Origin of the sequence: Sedimentibacter acidaminivorans, from assembly GCF_017873955.1 — a bacterium.
GTDB classification, from domain to species: Bacteria; Bacillota; Clostridia; order Tissierellales; family Sedimentibacteraceae; genus Sedimentibacter; species Sedimentibacter acidaminivorans.
This window is the reverse complement of sequence record NZ_JAGGKS010000005.1, coordinates 125,685-144,486: the sequence shown is the minus strand read 5'-3', so window position 1 is coordinate 144,486 and position 18,802 is coordinate 125,685. Positions and strand designations below refer to the sequence as shown.

The window sequence follows — 18,802 nt, the reverse complement described above, 5'->3', positions numbered from 1 at the left end:
TTATACTTAATATATACATTTATTTACAATACTCTATTGCAATTAAAGCATATATTAGTGTCGCAGGTAATATTTGTTTTATTTCTAATTGTTCAACAGAAGAATGGGCTGTTGTTAAATCGCCAGGAGCAAATACAATCGTTGGAATATTCCCATAACTACTTAAAAGCCCTCCATCTGACCATGCTGGAAAATATGTAATCTCTGGTGATATATTAAAGACTTCATTGGTTATATATTTCGTAATATTTACTATTGGATGATTTATATCTGTTTCCATTGATTCATGAACATATCCCTCTTTCATTACACTTTCATCAACAACTTTAAGTGTACATTTAAAGTTATTATCATTATTTGAAAGTTCTTTTATAACATCCTTATATTCATTAACTACATCATCATATTTAACTCCTGGAACCCATCTTCTATCAAACTTCATAACACACTCACCAGCAACAGTGCTTGGCTGAGTTCCACCATTTATAGTTCCATAATTCATAGATGAAGTTCCTATTATACTATGGGTTTCCTTCTCTATTTTAGGAATTAGTATATCTTCAGTTTTCTGAATAAATTTAGATGCTGATAGAATAGCGTTTATACCTTCCTTTTGTGCTCCACCATGGACAGTCTTTCCATGAAACTGAAGTTCAAACCACTCCAAACCCCTATGAGCAACACATATATTAAGATTTGTAGGTTCGCCCACTATAGCTGCATCTGCCACAACTCCTCTTTCTAACAAATCTATCGTCCCTAGACTTTTTTCCTCTTCATCGATTACACCAGCAAAAATTATATCGCCATCTAATTTAACGTTTGCCCTTTTTAAAGAAATCATACTATATATCATGCATGCTAAAGGACCTTTCATATCAACAACCCCTCGAGCAACTAGTCTATCTCCGTCATTTTTAATTTCAAATGGTTCTGTCATATCATATGGTGGTACAGTATCCATATGCCCTGTTAGTAATAATGTTTTACCTTTACCATTTCCTTTGATTTTAGCAATTACATTACTTCTACCGTCTATTACTGGTACTATTTCTGAATCTATTCCCTCTTTTAAAAATATTTGTTGAATATGTTCAGCAACTTTGGTTTCTTGATTTACAATTCCATTATAACTTGGTATTTTTACTAAATTCTCAATGAAATTTATTAATTCCTCCTCAGATATATTGTTTTTTAGTTTTTTGTATATGTTTTCATTCATAATTCAAGCCTCCTATTATGATTTATTGAAAATTCCATGAAAAATATATTATCAAAGAATATACTTAGTAAATTCTTCTGAATATGACTTTAAAATATTTAAGATTTTTTCAATTTTTACCATATCACTTTTTTTATTACTACCTTTAACAAACGATACAGCTACACATGCTTTAACCTTCCCTTTAGAATTAAATACAGGAACTCCAACTCCTATTGCATATGAAGTAACTTCACAATAACTGACTACATATCCTTGTTCTCTAATTAATTGATACTCGTTGATTATTTCATCTGGTTCAGTTAATGTATATTTAGTTATTTTTTCGAATTTTTGATTTTGCAAAATTTTTCTTACTAATTTTGGTTCGTTATAAGCCATCAGACATTTCCCATAACATCCTCTGTTTATAGGATAATATAGACCTGGTTTATAATTCATTTTTAGCGGTTGATTTATTTCAATTTCATATAAAGATAGAACTGTATCGCCTTCTAAAACCGCATACCCTACAGATTCTTCAGTTTGTTTAGAAATATCCTCAAGGATTTTTAAAATCATATCTTTATAATTAAAATTATCAAGATATATACATCCCATTTGATATATAGATGGTCCAATTTTATATTCCTTAGTATCTTCATTTCTAATAACAAATTTTGCTTTTTCTAATGTTGACAAAAGCCTATGTACAGTAGTTCTATTTAATCCTGATAAATTACTTAACTCAGTAACCTTATACGAATATGGAGGTTTTTCCAATATTTCTAATATTTTTATAGCTTTTTCTAAACTAGTTATGTTATCCAATGACTCACCATCCATTATATAATGTAATTTTATATGTTCAACATACGAACATAACGTTCATATATTGATTATTCATATTGTACAATACTTAATAAAAAAAGTCAAACAAAAAAAGGATTATTTAATCCCTTTTTTTGTTTGTTTATATATTCTACATCTATCAAATACATATTTTTTGATTTATAATATGTGTTTTTATGATTTTGTCTTGTTTTTTCTAAGTTTAATCCATACTATAACTAATATAATCAAAGCCGGAACTAATATTGGTGTTACGGAAATTAATGATATAATTATATTCTCTGTAACATCAACTATTCCATTTATAGTATTAACAAATCCTTCCTTTGCTCTTTCCCAAACATTATCTCTATCTGACATACTTAAGTTTGCCTTCAATACTTCTTGAACCTCTAATGAAATTGTAGACATCGATGCTCTATCATCAATATCTGATAAATTAATGTTTAGTGCATCAATTTCTGTCCTTACTCTTCGTAATTCATTTTCTATAAGAAGTGTTTCTTCAACTGTTTTTGCATTTGCAAACAACTCTCTCAAATGAGTCTCTTGAAGTTCAAGGTTTTTAACTCGATTATCCTTCTCATAGTATTCTTTAGTCATATCAGTAGATGTAACATTTTTTTGATAAACATCACTTTCTGTTTCTAGATAAATAACCAATTCTTCAAAGTATTCATCTGGTACTCGCAATTTTAAATAACCAGATTTGATTTTTTTATCCCTGTCTCCATACCAATTGTTAACATCTGTATTGTTTTGTTCAATATAACCACCAAGACCTTCAACTTTTGATATTAGGTTGTTAATAAACAAATCATAACCTTCAGTTTGAGTTGTAATTTTTCCTGATTTAATTATTTTAATTTTACGCTCTTCTTCAATTGATAAACTTGCCTTCATCAATGTATTATTACCACCAGAAGCCGATTCTTGTTCTTCAATTTTAGAATCATTTGTGCCTAAACCATACATCTCTGCACCTTCAGACGGTGCAGCAGGGGACTCAGTTGCTTGCATATCTCTATCATAAGCGACACTATTTTCATTTTTAACAGAACTTCCCATTCTCAAATTCGAAGATACATAAATAACTGATACAACAAGTACAAAAGCAGCTGCGATACTTCCATATTTTACCCATTTTGACCTTGCAGAAATTTTCTTTTGTTGCTTAGCTTTTAATAATTTTTCATGAAGCCTCTTGCAGTAACCTTTAGGCGGTTCTTCTTCAATTAAATTTTGTAAAACATTTATGATTTTTTGATATTGTTCTAACTCATTTCTACAGCTTTCACAGATTCCGACATGTTCTTCGACTGTTTTTTTCTCATTTTCATCAAGTTCTCCATCAATATATAACGAAAGCATATCCTTTATCTCATTACAATTCATTATTATCACCACCTTAGTACTGAATTTTTATTTCTTCTTCAATAATTTGTTTTAGATTTTTTCTAGCTCTACTCAATCTAGATTTAACAGTACCTAAATTACAAGACAATATTTGTGAAATTTCTTGATATGAAAAGCCTTTAATATCTCTTAAAATAATAATTGTTTTAAAATCATCATCAAGTTTATTTACTGCATCACTAACCATTTTACTATCAAAATTTTTTTCAATCATCACGTCGGGATTATTTGTGTTATCTTCAATTTCTTTTTTTACTTCATTGTTTCCATCAAATTTAATAGTTTCATCAAGGGAATATGCATCAATTGTTTTTTTGCGTTTAAAGTCAAGGCATGCATTTACAACTATTCTGTACATCCAAACCTTAAAGGTAGATTGCATATTAAAATTTTGTATGTTTTTAAAAACTTTTATCAATGCTTCTTGAGAAATATCTTCTGCATCTTCTACATTTCTAAGCACTCTAAGTGCTATTTTATATGCACTTTTTTTATGTTCCTTTATTAATTCTTCAAATGCTTCAACATTTCCCTTCCGACTTTGTTCTATTAGCCATAGCTCATTGTCTTTCATTTTTCCACCCCGTTCGCTTATTTATTAGACGATAGTTTTTCTATAATTGTTCCATAACATAAATAAATATTTAAAACTCTAGTTAAACAATAATTTAATTATAGCGTTTTAATATATTGAACAGCACTTCTACCAGTCCTTCCACCATTTTGCATTGCAAATTTTTTAGCATCAGCTAGAAACTCTTCCTTACTATCATAATGAATACTATATGATTCTGCCAAGCCTAATACTATTTCAAAATATTCATTTTGATTTGGTTCACTATATAATATCGTCAATCCAAATCTATCGGATAATGATGTTTGCTCATTTATTGCATCTCTCAAATGAACTTCATTTTGTCTATCAATCATGCTTTCTTTAATTAAATGCTTTCTGTTTGAAGTAACATAAAATAAAATATTTCTAGGCTGCTCATATATACTTCCTTCAACCACTGATTTCAAATACTTATAACTATTTTCATTGCTTTCAAATGACAAATCATCAATAAATATTATAAAATACATTCCACGATTTTTCAATGTTTCAACTATTTTAGGAATGTAATATAAATTATCCTTTTCAACTTCTATCAGCCTTAACTTCTTATCTTTGAGCATTGGTATGAGAGATTTTACAGTAGTTGATTTACCAGTTCCACTATCTCCAACTAATAGTGCATTAAGTGCATATTGACCCGAAACAAATTTTTGAGTATTTTCAATAATTTTATGTTTCTGACTTTTGTAGCCATAAATGCTATCCATTTCTACTGGATTAAAATTATCTACCGATACTATTTTCCCATCAGCATCAACACTAAAGGCATAATTATTCCTATATTTTCCACAACCACTTATTGTATATTCATTTTGTAGATAATCGTATATTTTTTCTATATTGTTGTTCTTAATAATTTCTGTCAATCTTTCTTTATTACTGAAATTAATAAAATTATTCATGTCTGAAGCATAGTTTGCCATACCTTTTATAGGCAGTTCAAAAAACTTCTTTAAAACAGATACATCATGATAAACTACCTTCTTTATTTTGTCATTTATTAATACGCCTTTTTCACAATCTAAGCTAAAAATGTTTTCATCTGAAAGTATTTTATCAGAAACATAATCAAATATGGAATCATATCCCTTACAAATAATTAAACTAGACAATTCATAATATTTATTTAAATAACTATCCTTATTCTCTAAACTATTAAATTTCAAGTACTCTAGATATAAATTATTATACCTTTTTACAATTTCATCATTCAAAAGATTTCTATAAACTATTAAATTAGCTAATATATTTTCTGCCATATTACTATTCCTTTCACCTTTATGATTTGTCCTATATTATAGCATCTCAAAAAATTTTAATCAATATTATATAATTAAAATTACAAAATACTGGAACAAAAAAAGGATGCAATAGATTGTCTCCACTGCATCTTATTTATTGCTAAATATTTTTAAAACTCAATTTTACCAGCATCTTCTTCGCATGCCTTTATTATTGTTTCATTTATTATTAATTCTTCACATCTATTAATATCTTCATACAATGGCCTATCTTCAGTAAGCATTGGAACAACTTTTCTTACAGCTTCGTATACTGGAGCTGTACCTTTACCAAGACCTTTGTTACCTCTTAAATCAATTCCTTGACATGCACACATAATTTCCATTGCAATAACTCTTCTAGCATTTTCTAATATTTCTCTTGCTTTTCTTGAAGCTATTGTTCCCATAGATACATGATCCTCTTGATTAGCTGACGACGGTATACTGTCAACACTTGCTGGATGGGCTAATACTTTATTTTCAGAAACTAATGCTGCTGCTGAATATTGAACAATCATAAAGCCTGAGTTAAGTCCACCATGCTCAACTAAAAATGCTGGAAGTCCACTTAATGCAGGGTTTACAAGTCTCTCAAGTCTTCTCTCTGAAATATTGGCAAGCTCTGCAAGTGCTATTGCCAAGAAATCAAAACTTAATGCCATTGGCTGACCGTGGAAATTACCACCTGATATTCCTTCTAGTGTTTCTGGGAATATAATTGGATTATCAGTTACTGAATTTATTTCTATTTCAACTTTTTCTTTTACATAATTTATAGCATCTTTACTCGCGCCATGTACTTGAGGTGTACATCTCAATGAATAAGCATCTTGTACCCTAATATCACCTTGTTTTGTTGTCATGTGACTATCCGCTAAAAGTTGAAGCAATATTTTAGCTGAATCAATTTGCCCTTTATGAGGTCTAACATCATGTACTTTGTGATCAAGAGCTGTAACAATTCCATTTTGAGCCTCAAAACTAAGTGCTGCTGCTATATCAGATGCCTTAACCAAATTAATAGCATCATAAATAGCCAATGCTCCTACAGAAGTCATAACCTGTGTTCCATTTATTAATGCAAGCCCTTCTTTAGAAGTTAATTCTATAACTGGAATACCTGCTTTTTCCATTGCTTCCTTGCCATCCATAATTTCCCCATCATATTCAGCTTCTCCTAAACCAATCATAGGAAGAACCATATGTGATAATGGAGCTAAATCACCACTTGCTCCAAGAGAACCCTTCTCCGGAACTATAGGATGAACTTTTTTATTTAACATATTAATCATAGTTTCTATAGTTTCAAGTTTTGCACCAGAATAACCCTTAGCTAAATTATTAATTCTAAGCAAAATTATTCCTCTTACAATTTCAGTAGCAAATGGTTTACCTGCACCTACTGCATGTGTAATAATTAAATTTTTCTGTAGCAATTTTGATTCTTCCTTAGAAATAATTACATCACTAAATTTTCCAAAACCTGTAGTTATACCATATACTACATCTTCATTATCAACAAAATCGTCCACAATTTTTCTTGATTTCAAAACTTTTTCTTTTGCCAATTCTGATAATTCAACTTGATCATATTTTCTACAAACACCAACAACTTCTTCTAATGTTAATGTATTCCCCGTGATTACTACTTTATTCATAATAAGCCTCCTTAGATTTTGTTTAGAAAAAAACAAAAAGCGAATCTTGGCATAACAATTACACCAAAACTCGCCTCCTCATATCTTATATCTATAGGCTGTCATATTTTTTTCTAATTTATTAAATTGTATTCTATGAAAATGTTTTTGTCAATATCTAAATTTTACCATATTGGAATTTTTATTCATATTTTTAAAACTTATTCATACTGAGTATTATATTTACAAAATAACATCAATTATTTAATTCTAGCATAATAATATATTTATTTATTTAGGAAAGTTTCTAAAAATGTTTTATTAACTTCCTCTGGAACCAAGCTCCCTCCTGTGGCCCATGCTATATGGGTGGAATTATTCATTTTATCTTGCAACCCATTTTTTTTAATATATTTTTGTCCTTCCTCTGAAGAATACAACATTGCTAATCCTTGAAATGATGCACATGCCGATGGCTCTATTTTAATATTTTCCGTTTCATAGAGACTACGCATATTGTCATAAAGTTTATAATCATCAATTGTGAATATACCACTTAAAATATGATCCATCATTTTTCCTATTAGTTTTGATGGTCTTCCTACAGCTAAACCATCTGCATGTGTTATGCCATCAAGTCCTAAATCCTGAACACTAATTTTATCATGTAACCCTGATACCATTCCTATTAACATACAGCAAGCGTGTGTGGGTTCTATAAAAAAGCAATGAACATTATCTTTATATATGGTTTTTAATCCATATGTTATTCCACCAGGTGCACCTCCTACTCCACATGGAATATAAACAAATAAAGGATGGTCATCATCGACATTTATGTTAATATCCTCTAACTGTTTATCTAATCGCCTTGCTGCAACGCTGTACCCTAAAAATAAATTTATTGAATTTTCATCATCTACAAAATAACTCATAGAATCTAAATCAGATATTCTACGTCCTTCTTCAACAGCTTTAGAATAATCACTATTGTATTCAATAACCTCTGCCCCTTTAGACCTTAACAAGTCCTTCTTCCACTTTTTTGCGTCAGATGACATATGTACTTTAACCTTAAAACCAAGTGCTGCTGATGTTATTCCAATGCTTAATCCCAAATTTCCTGTTGAACCAACCTGTATTGTATATTGACCAAAAAAATTTTTATATTTTTTCTCTGCTAATATAGAATAGTCATCCTCTTCTGTAATTAAATTATTTTTCAAGGCAATAGATTCAGTATATTTCAAAACTTCATAAATTCCACCACGAGCCTTAACCGAACCGGCTATCGCAAGATGACTATCCATTTTTAACAGTAAATTTCCTGAAATCTGCACATTGTTACAAATTTCTAATTTTCTTTTCATATTTTTTATTTCTTTTAATGGCGATTCTATAATACCATTGGATAATCTAGTTTCAGGAAACAATTTTTCGATTAATGGTGCAAATTTATTCAACCTTTGTTCTGCATCATCAATTCGTTCAGTACCTATATTTATTATAGATTCTGCTCTCAAATAAGGTTTTTGTTTTTCATTAATCCACAATGTTTCCTTTAATTCTGAAACTAATTTAAGATATTTATTACTTTTTATCAATTCATTTTTATCCAGAATAATTACCTCCTCAATTAAATTCCATTATATCGCTTATATTTAACAGAATTATATCATTTGCAAGATAATTATACACTAATTATTTTTCAGCCATAACAATTAATTTTGCATTAACCACGGCTGGTACATCTCCTGTCATCTCATCAGGATAAACTATTATCTTATCATTGACCTTTAAAGATGAAAGAGCAAAATTTGTTACAGTCTCTGTGTCCAGCCTAATATCATATTCCTTATTATCTAAAGCAACTGCAAAAATCATCATCATACCAGATGCATCTCTTGATATTTCTTTAACATCAACATTGATTTTAGAAGCTTCATCATAATATGATAACATTTGATTTCCGTCTGGCAACTCTATGTAATCAAACATTACTTGAGAGCCACTTTCTAAATTAAAATTTCCTTCATGTGATAATTTCATATCACCCATTTCTGTTACTGCAGTTACAAAATTATCTTTTACTTCTCCAACGGTTCCTGTTACTCTTTTAATTGAGCCGCCTGTTGGTGTAACTCTATTCTTATAATCGTATGTTTCATCTGCAAAGATATCATAATTATCCCCATCAAGCTTGTTCAGTCCTACATATTCACCAACATAATGATTGCTAGCTCTCTCATTTGCAACATTATATTTTTCAACTTTATCATTAACTTGCACGTGAATTCCACTTTCATCAATTTTAACTATTCGTCCCTGAGTATTATATTTACCTAATATAACATCCTGTCCTTGTGAACCAATACTGTTTTCTCCAGTCTGTTCGTCTCTATTTAAATTATTTCCATTTCCATTATTTTCTTCTCCGTTGTTTGTACAACCTACAAAAACAAGGTTTAGGGATAATATAAAAATTAATATAACTATTGTTTTTTTCATGTTTCTCATGTAATTCCTCCAAATTTATTATATATTTACTCCTATAATTTCCTAAAACTAATTTTTTATCCATATACAAATTTTAATTTATTATAATTCAAAAAAATTAATAATTTTATAGTATAGTACTATAATAATAAAAAAATTTTTAAAAGAACATTTACAAAATGTCATTTTATATGGTATATTATGTCTGTTCGTATGATTTGAAACATATAATTTTACGATTTGAATGAAATACAAGAAAGCGAGGAAACAATTATGGACTCATTAGATATGCAAATTATAAATATTATTGAAAAAGAAGGAAGAATTTCACACGAAGAATTATCAAAACGACTAAATTTATCTAGACCTGCAATTCATAACAGAGTCAATAAATTAGAAGATCAAGGTATAATATCTGGATATAAAGCAAACATAAACTGGATTAAGCTCGGATATGTTACAAATGCAATGGTTTCTCTAAGAGTAAGAACTACTAATTATGATAAAATGCTTATAGAATTAAAAAAATTAAAAATTCCAAATTTAATAATTGAGGAATGTCATATTGTAACAGGTACTTGGTGTATCCTAATGAAAATTCGTGCCACAACTCCCCTTGAATTAAAAACACTTCAAGATGAATTATATAAAATTGATGGAGTTAAAGAATCATCAACTGTATTGATATTATCTTCATTGTATGATGAAGTGTAAATGTAAGAGACTGCCTCAAAGCAGATAAAATTTCTATCTTGAGGCAGTCTTTTGATTAATTCAAATCAATTTTATCTAATATTCCAGCTAAGTAAGCAATTACAACACCATAGTTAGTCATAGGAACGCCTTGCCTGCTTGCTCTTTCAATACGTGACATAACATATTTTCTATTGAACATACATGATCCACATTGAATAATTAGATCATAAGAAGTTAAATCATCTGGAAAATCAGAGCCACTTACCACTTCAATGGTAAGATTTTCACCTACCTTTTTACGCAACATATTAGGAATTTTTTCTCTACCTATATCCTCAGATAATGGTGCATGAGTACATGCTTCAGCAATTAATACTTTAGACTTTTCCGTAAGCTTTTCAATTGAATTGGTCCCTTCCACAAAAAAATTCAGATCTCCTTTATAATTTGCAAACAATACAGAAAATGAAGTTAGTTTACTTTCATGAGGTTTCTTATCATACACTGTTTTAAATACTTGTGAGTCTGTGATAATTAAATTAGGAGGCTTAGAAAGACTGTCTAGTGCCTTGTCTAAACTATCCACAGTAGAACTTATTACAATACACTTTTTATCCAGCAAATCTCTAATAGTTTGTACCTGTGGCAATATAAGTCGTCCTTTTGGTGCTTGTATATCTTGAGGCATTACAAGAAGTACAGTGTCACCAATATGAGCTAGCCCTCCTGTTATACTCTTAACTTCATACCCTTCTGGTAATACCCTCAAAATTTCTTCTCTAATTTTTTCTAAGCCTATTTTATCTTTTGCACTTGCTATAATTGGAGATAAATCATATTTAAGTTTTACTTCATTGCACATATCCTCAATATTATTTATAATATCTATTTTGTTTAATATTGAAATTAAAGGAATTTTACGCTGCTTTAAAATTTCTATCCATTCTAATTCTTCTTTAAGTTCACTATCATTTAACACCATTATAGCAATATCTATTTTATCAATTGCTTTCTTAGTTTTATCAATACGTAATTGACCTAGCTCACCTATATCATCAAATCCTGCTGTATCAATGAAAACACATGGACCTATACCGTGAATTTCCATAGATTTATAAACTGGATCTGTAGTTGTACCCGCTATATCCGATACAAGTGCAACTTCTTGATTTGTGAGCGCATTTATCAATGAAGATTTTCCACTATTCCTTTTTCCAAATATACCAATATGCAGCTGATTGGCTCTAGGCGTATCTGTAATGCTCATATATTTTCCTCCACTTTTGATTATATATTATACATTTCCTTTTATTATTTTTGAACAAAGTCCCCTCTGTCAACCACTATTTCATATCCAATTTTCTTCATTCTATTGCTCAAGCACTCCTTGCATTCAGCTGCTTCTTCACCTGTACAAATTTTATTATCATATAATTCGTACTTTTTACGCACATTAACAGGTGATAAATTTGGCATTACAACATTGGCACCAGCTAATATTCCTTTTTCACGTCCATTGGGATCTACAGTACCTAATGATGTAGTTGCAGGAATAAGTGCATTTGGAAACATAAGTCTTAAAATTCCTATTAAAAATAAAGTTAAATCTAAACTACCTGTTTTTTCATCACTAAATGGAGTATCATGGTGAGGTATATATGGCCCTATCCCTATCATCTGTGGGTTTAATTCTTTCATAAAAAGTAAATCTTCTACTATGTTTTCAACAGTTTGATATGGAGAACCAACCATAATTCCTGTCCCAACCTGATATCCTATTTTCTTAAGATCTAAAAGACATCTTTTACGATTGGATATTGTTAACTCCTTAGGATGTAGCTTACCATAATGAAATTCATTTGAAGTTTCATGTCTCAACAAATATCTATCAGCACCGTTTTGAAAATACTTCAAATAGGATTCATAAGATTTTTCACCAATAGAGAGTGTTACCGCACAATCAGGATATAATTTTTTTATTGAACTTACAATATTAACAATATCTTCATCCGTATAGTTTAAATCTTCTCCACCCTGTAACACGAAAGTACGAAACCCTAACGCATAACCATTTCTACAGCAATTCATTATATCTTCATAATTCAGACGATATCTTTCTACTTTACTATTGCTTCTTCTAATACCACAATAATAACAATCATTCTTGCAATAATTTGTGAATTCAATCAGTCCTCTGGAATATATTTTATTTCCAAAATGCTTTTTAGATACCTCCCTAGCTACTTCATAAAGATATTGACTTATTTCCTTAGTAAAGGAATTCAACAATGTGACAAATTCAACTTTATCAAGCATTTGTTTTTGAAGTAATTTGTTAATTAAATCTATATTTTTTTGCTTTGTCTTATCTACTATTGTCATCTCCATAGAATGTTCTCTCCTTATTTAATGAGTATATCTGTAATATCAACATGATTATCAATCATCTTATTATCAAATAAAAATTGTTCTGTTTTTTTCATTCCCTCTATATCTTTATCAGTAATCTCCATAATAAAATCATACATAGTATACATTTCCTTTACTGCATCAATGCTAAGTTCTGTTTCTTCTGCTGTAATTTGAACAATTTCATCATAATTTTTTCTCATGTAATCCAATGTAAATTTTTGTGCTTTTAAATACGTATCTACAAGCACCTTATTTTCATCATAAAATTTCTGACTTGTTGCAACTACAATTGTTGCATCTACCAACCCCTCGCCAGTAGTCAACACCATGTTACCAGCTTTTTTAATATTATATGCTGCTGGACCAGCTAATAAAGCAGCATCCACTTCTCCAGATACAAGTGCAGCTTGCGAATCTGGAATACCTAATGATATAAATTCTATATCTTTTTCAGTTAGCCCTGCTGTTTTTAGGTACGCAATCAATAGTTCGTGCAATATTGTCCCCTTTGGACCTGCAACCTTTTTACCTTTCAAATCAGCTGCTGTCTTAATTTGACTATCATTTGCAAATAACATGAAGGCTTTTGGGGAACGACTATACATGCTTATTATCTTGATATCGCTACCATTAGATGCTGCCAATATTACAGATGTTGCACCAACTGCGTTCAGAAACTGTAAATCACCAGATGCCAGCGCCTGTGTCTGTTCTGGGCCTGTTGTCAAGTTTGAATATTCTACTGGTAAGTTGTATTCATCAAAGTGTTGCTGAAAAAAACCTTTATTTTTTTCAATAATAGAAGGAACATTAAGTGGTGATTTAACATAAGTTACTGCTATTTTGCTCGCATTGTAAAATTTCGCTTCTTCTGATGTTCCATTGCTTGGTATTTCATTTTTTGTGCTGCAACCTGTTACAGTTACTACTATTAAAGCTAAAACTAATGTAATTAATAAATTTTTTTTCATTTTAATCTCCTTTTTTTAATGCAGTGTCAAACACTCATATTTTTTTTATTATATTTATTTATATATTTTCGAGAATTTCTTTCTTTATTTTAACAAAATTATCATTTAAAATATCCCTTGGATATGTATACTTTGACAAATTATAGCTATTTGAAACTTGACCATCCTTTAAAACAACTACATTTTGACCAACAATTAGCGCTTCATCAATACTATGTGTCACTAATACAATTGCTTTTTTGCTTTGTTTGTAAATATTTATTAATTCTTTTTGCATGGTTTCTCTAGTAAAATAATCAAGAGAAGCAAATGGTTCGTCCATCAAAATAATAGAGGGCTTATATGCTAATACTCTTGCAATTGCAACGCGTTGCATCATACCACCTGAAAGTTGGTCAGGGTATGCCATTTCAAAACCTTTAATTCCAACCAAACTAATTAAATTTTCAATAAATTCCTTAGTATATGTCCCCTTATTGAGACCAAACGTAATGTTATTCCACACTGTAAGCCAAGGCATTAATCTAGGCTCTTGAAAAACCATTCCAAGTTTTCCTTTAACATCCAATGTTATTTGACCTCTATCAGCTATTTCTAATCCAGCTAGTAATCTAAGTAAAGTAGTTTTACCACAACCACTTTTCCCAACAATAACTGTTATTCCTTCCTCTTCTATATTCAAATACAAATTCTTTAATACTGGAATTTCTTTTCCATCAACAGAGAAGTTTTTATACAGGTTTTCAATTTTAACTCCAGCTATCTTTAACACCTCCATGCAAAAGTTTATTTATTAAAATTGCAACTAATCGATCACATAAAACTCCGACTAAACCAATTGTGAATATTCCTACAATAATTTTGTCTGAACGTGACATTTGTTGAGCATCTAAAATTAGGTATCCAAGACCACTTGCAGCAGCTATCATTTCAGCTCCAATAATAGCCCTCCAACTATATCCAAAGCCAATTCGCATTCCAACTAAAATATCTGGCAAGGCATAAGGAAGTACTATTTTATAAAATTTTTTAAGTTTAGAAAACCCTAAGGTATCTCCTACCTCTAAAAGTTTTAAATTACAAAAGGCTATTCCTTTTTTTATATTTAGAAACATTGGAAAAAATGCTGCTAATACAATTATTATTATTTTAGATTTTTCTCCAATACCAAACCATAAAATAAGTAGTGGTACTAAGCTAAGAGGTGGCACGTGGCGCATAAATTCAACAATCAAATTGTAATATATTGTTTTTTTTGGTGACAAACCCGCATAAACTCCAATTGCAAAAGCAAATAAAAATGCAATAGTAAATCCAATCATCACTCTTGATAAGCTGGATAAAACATGTTCAATTAATTCACCAGACTTAATCATTGTTATAAAAACCGCAAAAACTCTATTAGGACTTGGTAATACATAATCATTCCATAATTTTAAATAACTACCTATCCACCAAACGAGAACTAATAAAAAAGGAATTAGCAGTGTCTTAATAACATTATTAAATTTCAAGCTTACACCTCCACAAAAAAATAACCCTTGTGCAAAAAAAGCACAAGGATAGAATATATCTTTACTATGATATCCATCGCCTTCCCATTCAGGACAAACCCTTATGCGCTCCGCACGATTCTTATCTATAAAATTAAATTGTAAATCCTTCCCTCAGAACTTTCTTTAGGTAAGATTATTGCTTAGTTATTATTTTAACATAATCTTGTTATAAGTGCAACACCTTATAGTGTTTACCGATTATTTCCATGTGTTACAAATAAAGATTCTGTTAAGATTTATAATGCAATATTTACACAATCTTAGCAACATATCTCAATTCTTAACATCAATTTTATACAATAAGTGATAAAATAAAAATAGATTAAACAAAAAATGTGAGGTGGAGAATAAATGGATTTTATTATAGTCATCTCTATGATTATTATATTCTATTTAGGTTTTATCTTTATTGATAAAATCTGTGTACTACTAAATCCAAAAGATTTCATAATTGATGATAAAAACTCAATTTTAAACACAAATAGTTCGCAAGATATCTTACTATTTGGAGACAATGAAATTTCTTTTGATATAGCAAAAATCCTAGAAAATTATAACATCTCATATTCTATGATTACTAAAACAAACGAAATAAATGAATTTAAGTCTTACAAGTTTATATTTGCAGTAGATAAATTTGATCTAGAAAACTTAATGATTTGTTCACTAGGAAAAAAAATGATGAATTCTACAGAGTTTATTGCGATATGTAACTGTCCATATAACAAAAAGATTTTTGAAGACAATCATATTCCATATTTATATGGAGATAATATCCAAGCTTCACAAATTGTAAAAATTTTATTTTCATCTTCAATGAGACCAGGGGGAATTTCTGATGTTCATATTCAAGAGACTTAAATTATCATATACACAAATAATAGCCCTAGGTACATTAGTTATAATTCTTATTGGAAGTATTCTTTTAAGTTTTCCAATCGCATCTAGAAGTGGCGAAGCAACTCCTTTTTTAAATTCTTTTTTTACTGCTGCATCCGCTACATGTGTAACTGGTTTAGTAATTTATGACACATATACACATTGGTCTATATTTGGACAAATCGTTATACTATCACTTATACAAATTGGTGGTCTTGGTTTTATGACAATTGTTACACTTTTTTCAATGTTTCTAAGGCGTAAAATAGGTTTAAGAGAAAGAAGACTTTTAATGGAATCTGCAAACACAATGAGAATTGGCGGTATTGTTTTGCTTATTAAAAAAATATCCATTGGAACACTTATATTTGAAGGTATTGGAACAATTTTACTTGCAATTAGATTCTGCCCTGAAATGGGTCTTAAAGCAGGTATATATAACGCATTATTTCACTCTGTTTCTGCTTTTTGTAACGCTGGATTTGATATTATGGGCAAGTATGGACAATTCACATCACTCACTAGATATTCTAATGATATAATTGTAAATTTAACAATTATGATACTTATTATTATTGGAGGCATTGGTTTCCTAGTGTGGGATGACATTGCAAAAAATCGTTTTTACTTTAGAAAATATCAATTGCATACAAAGATAGTTTTGACAACTACAGTTATTCTTATTACATGCGGTGCTTTACTCTTTTATATACTTGAGATGAATGGTATTTTTTATAAGAAAAGTATCACTGAAATAATCCTAGGATGTTTATTTCAGTCTGTGACTCCTAGAACTGCAGGATTCAATACTATTAATATTTCAAATCTTTCGGAAAGCGGAATCTTCTTAACCATGATATTAATGATTATCGGTGGTAGTCCAGGTTCCACAGCAGGAGGTATTAAAACGACTACTCTTGTGGTTTTAATAATTGCATCTATATCTTCAGCAATGCATATTACGGACCTTACAATTTTTAAAAAAAGATTAGAAGATAATGCACTTAAAAGGGCTAGTTCGATAACAGTTATATACATGTTTACTGCATTAGTTTCAACAATAGTAATTTGTGCTACTCAAACTTTTTCTTTAAAAGAAGTATTGTTTGAAGTGTTTTCAGCAGCAGGAACAGTTGGTTTATCACTTGGTATAACACCACATCTAAATAACCTTTCAAAGTTAATTATTATTTTCTTGATGTATGGTGGCAAAGTAGGTAGCTTATCAATGGCACTTGTGTTAGCTGAAAAAAGAGAAATAGTGCCACTTAGTAGACCTGTTGAAAAAATAATAATAGGTTAAAAAATAAAGATATGGAATGGTGAATAAAATGAAATCTATTTTAATTATAGGTATTGGTGCATTTGGAAGGCATCTAACTGAAAAAATGGTTGATTTGAAAAACGATGTCATGATAGTTGACCGAAACGAGACTATTATTGATGACATGTCAACTATAGTTACAGATGCACATATAGGTGATTGCACCAAAGAAGAAGTTTTGCGATCTCTCGGAGTTAGTAACTTTGATATTTGTTTTGTTACAATTGGAGATAATTTTCAATCGTCATTAGAAATTACATCTCTACTGAAAGAATTAGGAGCTAAATATGTAATTTCTAAAGCAAGCAGAGATATTCAAGCTAAATTTTTATTAAGAAATGGAGCTGATGAAGTAATTTACCCTGATAAAGATATGGCTAAAAAATTAGCTATACGATGCAGTGCTGAAAATGTATTTGACTTTATAGAAATCACTCCAGAATACTCAATATTTGAAATACCTATCATGAAAAGCTGGATTGGTTCTAGTTTACAAGGGATTGATGTTAGAAAAAAATATCACATCAATATTCTAACGATTAAAAATGGTAATAATATTATGGCTGTACCAAAAGCAGATTATATCTTTAAAGAAAAAGACATCATTATTGTACTTGGTAAATCTAATGATGTTATTAGACTTGCAAATCAAATATAATATTATATAAATTAATAAAAAGAATCCTAAACAAAATACACACATTTATCTTAGGATTCTTTTAATAAATTTAAAAATAAAAATACTGTATGTTAAAAATTATTTTTATTCATCAGCGAATCTATATCCTACACCAATTTCAGTTAGTATAAATCGAGGACACGATGTATCCTTTTCTATTTTTCTTCTTAAACTTGCCATAAATACCCTTATGCTTTTTGAATCACCTGCTTCGCCATATCCCCAAACTTCTTTTGAAATTTGACTGTGAGTTACAACCTTCCCACGATTTGAAATTAATAACAACAATAATTTATATTCTATAGGAGTTAAATGAATTTCAGTATCATCAATAAATATCTTATACTTTTCACTATCCACTGTAAGATAGTCAAATTTATAAACACTTTCTTGCAAATTCGAATCCTTTCTATCAATAAACCTCTCCATAACACGAATACGAGCCAAAAGTTCACCCATTGCAAATGGTTTTGTAACATAATCATTTGCACCTGCATCTAGAGCAATAATTTTATCACTCTCCTGTTCTCTAGCGGATACAATAATAATAGGTATTTCCGAAACCGCTCTTATTTCACGAATGATTTCAACACCATCTATATCAGGCAGTCCTAAATCCAATAGAATTATATCCGGATTATCAGTACAAAAACTTAGAATACCTGAATTTCCATTTCTAGATACTAAATGTTGATAACCCTTAGCCTTTAATGCCATAGACATAAAATTTGCTATTTTATTATCATCTTCTATTATTAGTATTTTTATATTTTTATCCACA

General features: G+C 29.7%; 18 protein-coding genes. 4 read left to right on the top strand and 14 right to left on the bottom strand.

Translation table 11 applies throughout. The annotated features are described in order from the left end of the window. Positions 1-19: 19 nt before the first annotated feature. The 8 genes from J2Z76_RS09545 to J2Z76_RS09510 form a co-directional block, all read right to left on the bottom strand. Entirely contained in the window at positions 20-1,222 is a 1,203-nt protein-coding gene (locus J2Z76_RS09545; protein WP_209511817.1) for a M20 family metallopeptidase, read from the bottom strand. Between the two features lie 51 nt (positions 1,223-1,273). After that, the gene (locus J2Z76_RS09540; protein ID WP_209511816.1) at positions 1,274-2,032 is read right to left on the bottom strand and encodes an IclR family transcriptional regulator; all 759 of its coding nucleotides are present in this window, start codon (positions 2,030-2,032) and stop codon (positions 1,274-1,276) included. A 195-nt stretch (positions 2,033-2,227) separates the two neighbouring features. Further along, positions 2,228-3,448, bottom strand: a complete 1,221-nt coding sequence (locus J2Z76_RS09535; protein ID WP_209511815.1) for a DUF4349 domain-containing protein — start codon at positions 3,446-3,448, stop codon at positions 2,228-2,230. 13 nt (positions 3,449-3,461) lie between these two features. After that, positions 3,462-4,043, bottom strand: coding sequence for an RNA polymerase sigma factor (locus J2Z76_RS09530; RefSeq protein ID WP_209511814.1), 582 nt, complete (start codon positions 4,041-4,043; stop codon positions 3,462-3,464). A gap of 98 nt (positions 4,044-4,141) precedes the next feature. Next, positions 4,142-5,347, bottom strand: coding sequence for an ATP-binding protein (locus tag J2Z76_RS09525; protein WP_209511813.1), 1,206 nt, complete (start codon positions 5,345-5,347; stop codon positions 4,142-4,144). Between the two features lie 152 nt (positions 5,348-5,499). After that, positions 5,500-7,029, bottom strand: coding sequence for a histidine ammonia-lyase (hutH, locus tag J2Z76_RS09520; protein ID WP_209511812.1), 1,530 nt, complete (start codon positions 7,027-7,029; stop codon positions 5,500-5,502). Between the two features lie 266 nt (positions 7,030-7,295). After that, a complete protein-coding gene (dsdA, locus tag J2Z76_RS09515; RefSeq protein ID WP_209511959.1) occupies positions 7,296-8,627 on the bottom strand; it encodes a D-serine ammonia-lyase in 1,332 nt (443 codons plus the stop codon). Between the two features lie 82 nt (positions 8,628-8,709). Next, the gene (locus J2Z76_RS09510) at positions 8,710-9,525 is read right to left on the bottom strand and encodes a hypothetical protein (protein WP_209511811.1); all 816 of its coding nucleotides are present in this window, start codon (positions 9,523-9,525) and stop codon (positions 8,710-8,712) included. Positions 9,526-9,777: 252 nt separating this feature from the next. Here J2Z76_RS09510 and J2Z76_RS09505 point away from each other — a divergent pair, with 252 nt between their 5' ends. After that, complete coding sequence (locus J2Z76_RS09505) at positions 9,778-10,218, top strand: Lrp/AsnC family transcriptional regulator (protein WP_209511810.1); 441 nt, start codon at positions 9,778-9,780, stop codon at positions 10,216-10,218. Between the two features lie 55 nt (positions 10,219-10,273). Here the strand turns inward: J2Z76_RS09505 and hydF are convergent, their stop codons facing one another. The 5 genes from hydF to J2Z76_RS09480 are packed head-to-tail and all read right to left on the bottom strand — an operon-like array spanning position 10,274 to position 15,097. Further along, positions 10,274-11,461, bottom strand: a complete 1,188-nt coding sequence (gene hydF, locus J2Z76_RS09500; protein ID WP_209511958.1) for a [FeFe] hydrogenase H-cluster maturation GTPase HydF — start codon at positions 11,459-11,461, stop codon at positions 10,274-10,276. A gap of 50 nt (positions 11,462-11,511) precedes the next feature. Continuing rightward, complete coding sequence (gene hydE, locus J2Z76_RS09495) at positions 11,512-12,588, bottom strand: [FeFe] hydrogenase H-cluster radical SAM maturase HydE (RefSeq protein WP_245210397.1); 1,077 nt, start codon at positions 12,586-12,588, stop codon at positions 11,512-11,514. 14 nt (positions 12,589-12,602) lie between these two features. Then, on the bottom strand, positions 12,603-13,583 hold the full coding sequence (locus J2Z76_RS09490; protein ID WP_209511809.1) for an NrtA/SsuA/CpmA family ABC transporter substrate-binding protein: 981 nt from the start codon (positions 13,581-13,583) through the stop codon (positions 12,603-12,605). A gap of 58 nt (positions 13,584-13,641) precedes the next feature. Further along, on the bottom strand, positions 13,642-14,361 hold the full coding sequence (locus J2Z76_RS09485; RefSeq protein WP_209511808.1) for an ABC transporter ATP-binding protein: 720 nt from the start codon (positions 14,359-14,361) through the stop codon (positions 13,642-13,644). Further along, the gene (locus J2Z76_RS09480) at positions 14,333-15,097 is read right to left on the bottom strand and encodes an ABC transporter permease (RefSeq protein ID WP_209511807.1); all 765 of its coding nucleotides are present in this window, start codon (positions 15,095-15,097) and stop codon (positions 14,333-14,335) included. The genes J2Z76_RS09485 and J2Z76_RS09480 overlap by 29 nt, the downstream gene beginning before the upstream one ends. Positions 15,098-15,490: 393 nt before the next feature. Between J2Z76_RS09480 and J2Z76_RS09475 the strand changes: the two genes are divergently transcribed. The 3 genes from J2Z76_RS09475 to J2Z76_RS09465 are packed head-to-tail and all read left to right on the top strand — an operon-like array spanning position 15,491 to position 18,000. Beyond that, positions 15,491-16,000 carry a hypothetical protein gene (locus J2Z76_RS09475; RefSeq protein ID WP_209511806.1) on the top strand — a complete coding sequence of 170 codons (510 nt, stop codon included), beginning with the start codon at positions 15,491-15,493 and terminating at the stop codon, positions 15,998-16,000. Next, positions 15,978-17,321, top strand: coding sequence for a TrkH family potassium uptake protein (locus J2Z76_RS09470; RefSeq protein WP_209511805.1), 1,344 nt, complete (start codon positions 15,978-15,980; stop codon positions 17,319-17,321). The genes J2Z76_RS09475 and J2Z76_RS09470 overlap by 23 nt, the downstream gene beginning before the upstream one ends. Positions 17,322-17,349: 28 nt before the next feature. Next, positions 17,350-18,000: a potassium channel family protein gene (locus J2Z76_RS09465; RefSeq protein WP_209511804.1), complete on the top strand. Its 651-nt coding sequence runs from the start codon at positions 17,350-17,352 to the stop codon at positions 17,998-18,000. Between the two features lie 105 nt (positions 18,001-18,105). Here the strand turns inward: J2Z76_RS09465 and J2Z76_RS09460 are convergent, their stop codons facing one another. After that, entirely contained in the window at positions 18,106-18,801 is a 696-nt protein-coding gene (locus tag J2Z76_RS09460) for a response regulator (protein ID WP_209511803.1), read from the bottom strand. Between the last annotated feature and the right edge of the window lies 1 nt (position 18,802).

Coding starts and splice junctions, on each gene's coding strand:
- J2Z76_RS09545 (WP_209511817.1), bottom strand. CDS start 1,222: ATGAATGAAAACATATACAAAAAACTAAAAAACAATATATCTGAGGAG.
- J2Z76_RS09535 (WP_209511815.1), bottom strand. CDS start 3,448: ATGAATTGTAATGAGATAAAGGATATGCTTTCGTTATATATTGATGGA.
- J2Z76_RS09530 (WP_209511814.1), bottom strand. CDS start 4,043: ATGAAAGACAATGAGCTATGGCTAATAGAACAAAGTCGGAAGGGAAAT.
- J2Z76_RS09525 (WP_209511813.1), bottom strand. CDS start 5,347: ATGGCAGAAAATATATTAGCTAATTTAATAGTTTATAGAAATCTTTTG.
- hutH (WP_209511812.1), bottom strand. CDS start 7,029: ATGAATAAAGTAGTAATCACGGGGAATACATTAACATTAGAAGAAGTT.
- J2Z76_RS09510 (WP_209511811.1), bottom strand. CDS start 9,525: ATGAGAAACATGAAAAAAACAATAGTTATATTAATTTTTATATTATCC.
- J2Z76_RS09505 (WP_209511810.1), top strand. CDS start 9,778: ATGGACTCATTAGATATGCAAATTATAAATATTATTGAAAAAGAAGGA.
- hydE (WP_245210397.1), bottom strand. CDS start 12,588: ATGGAGATGACAATAGTAGATAAGACAAAGCAAAAAAATATAGATTTA.
- J2Z76_RS09490 (WP_209511809.1), bottom strand. CDS start 13,583: ATGAAAAAAAATTTATTAATTACATTAGTTTTAGCTTTAATAGTAGTA.
- J2Z76_RS09485 (WP_209511808.1), bottom strand. CDS start 14,361: ATGGAGGTGTTAAAGATAGCTGGAGTTAAAATTGAAAACCTGTATAAA.
- J2Z76_RS09475 (WP_209511806.1), top strand. CDS start 15,491: ATGGATTTTATTATAGTCATCTCTATGATTATTATATTCTATTTAGGT.
- J2Z76_RS09470 (WP_209511805.1), top strand. CDS start 15,978: ATGTTCATATTCAAGAGACTTAAATTATCATATACACAAATAATAGCC.
- J2Z76_RS09465 (WP_209511804.1), top strand. CDS start 17,350: ATGAAATCTATTTTAATTATAGGTATTGGTGCATTTGGAAGGCATCTA.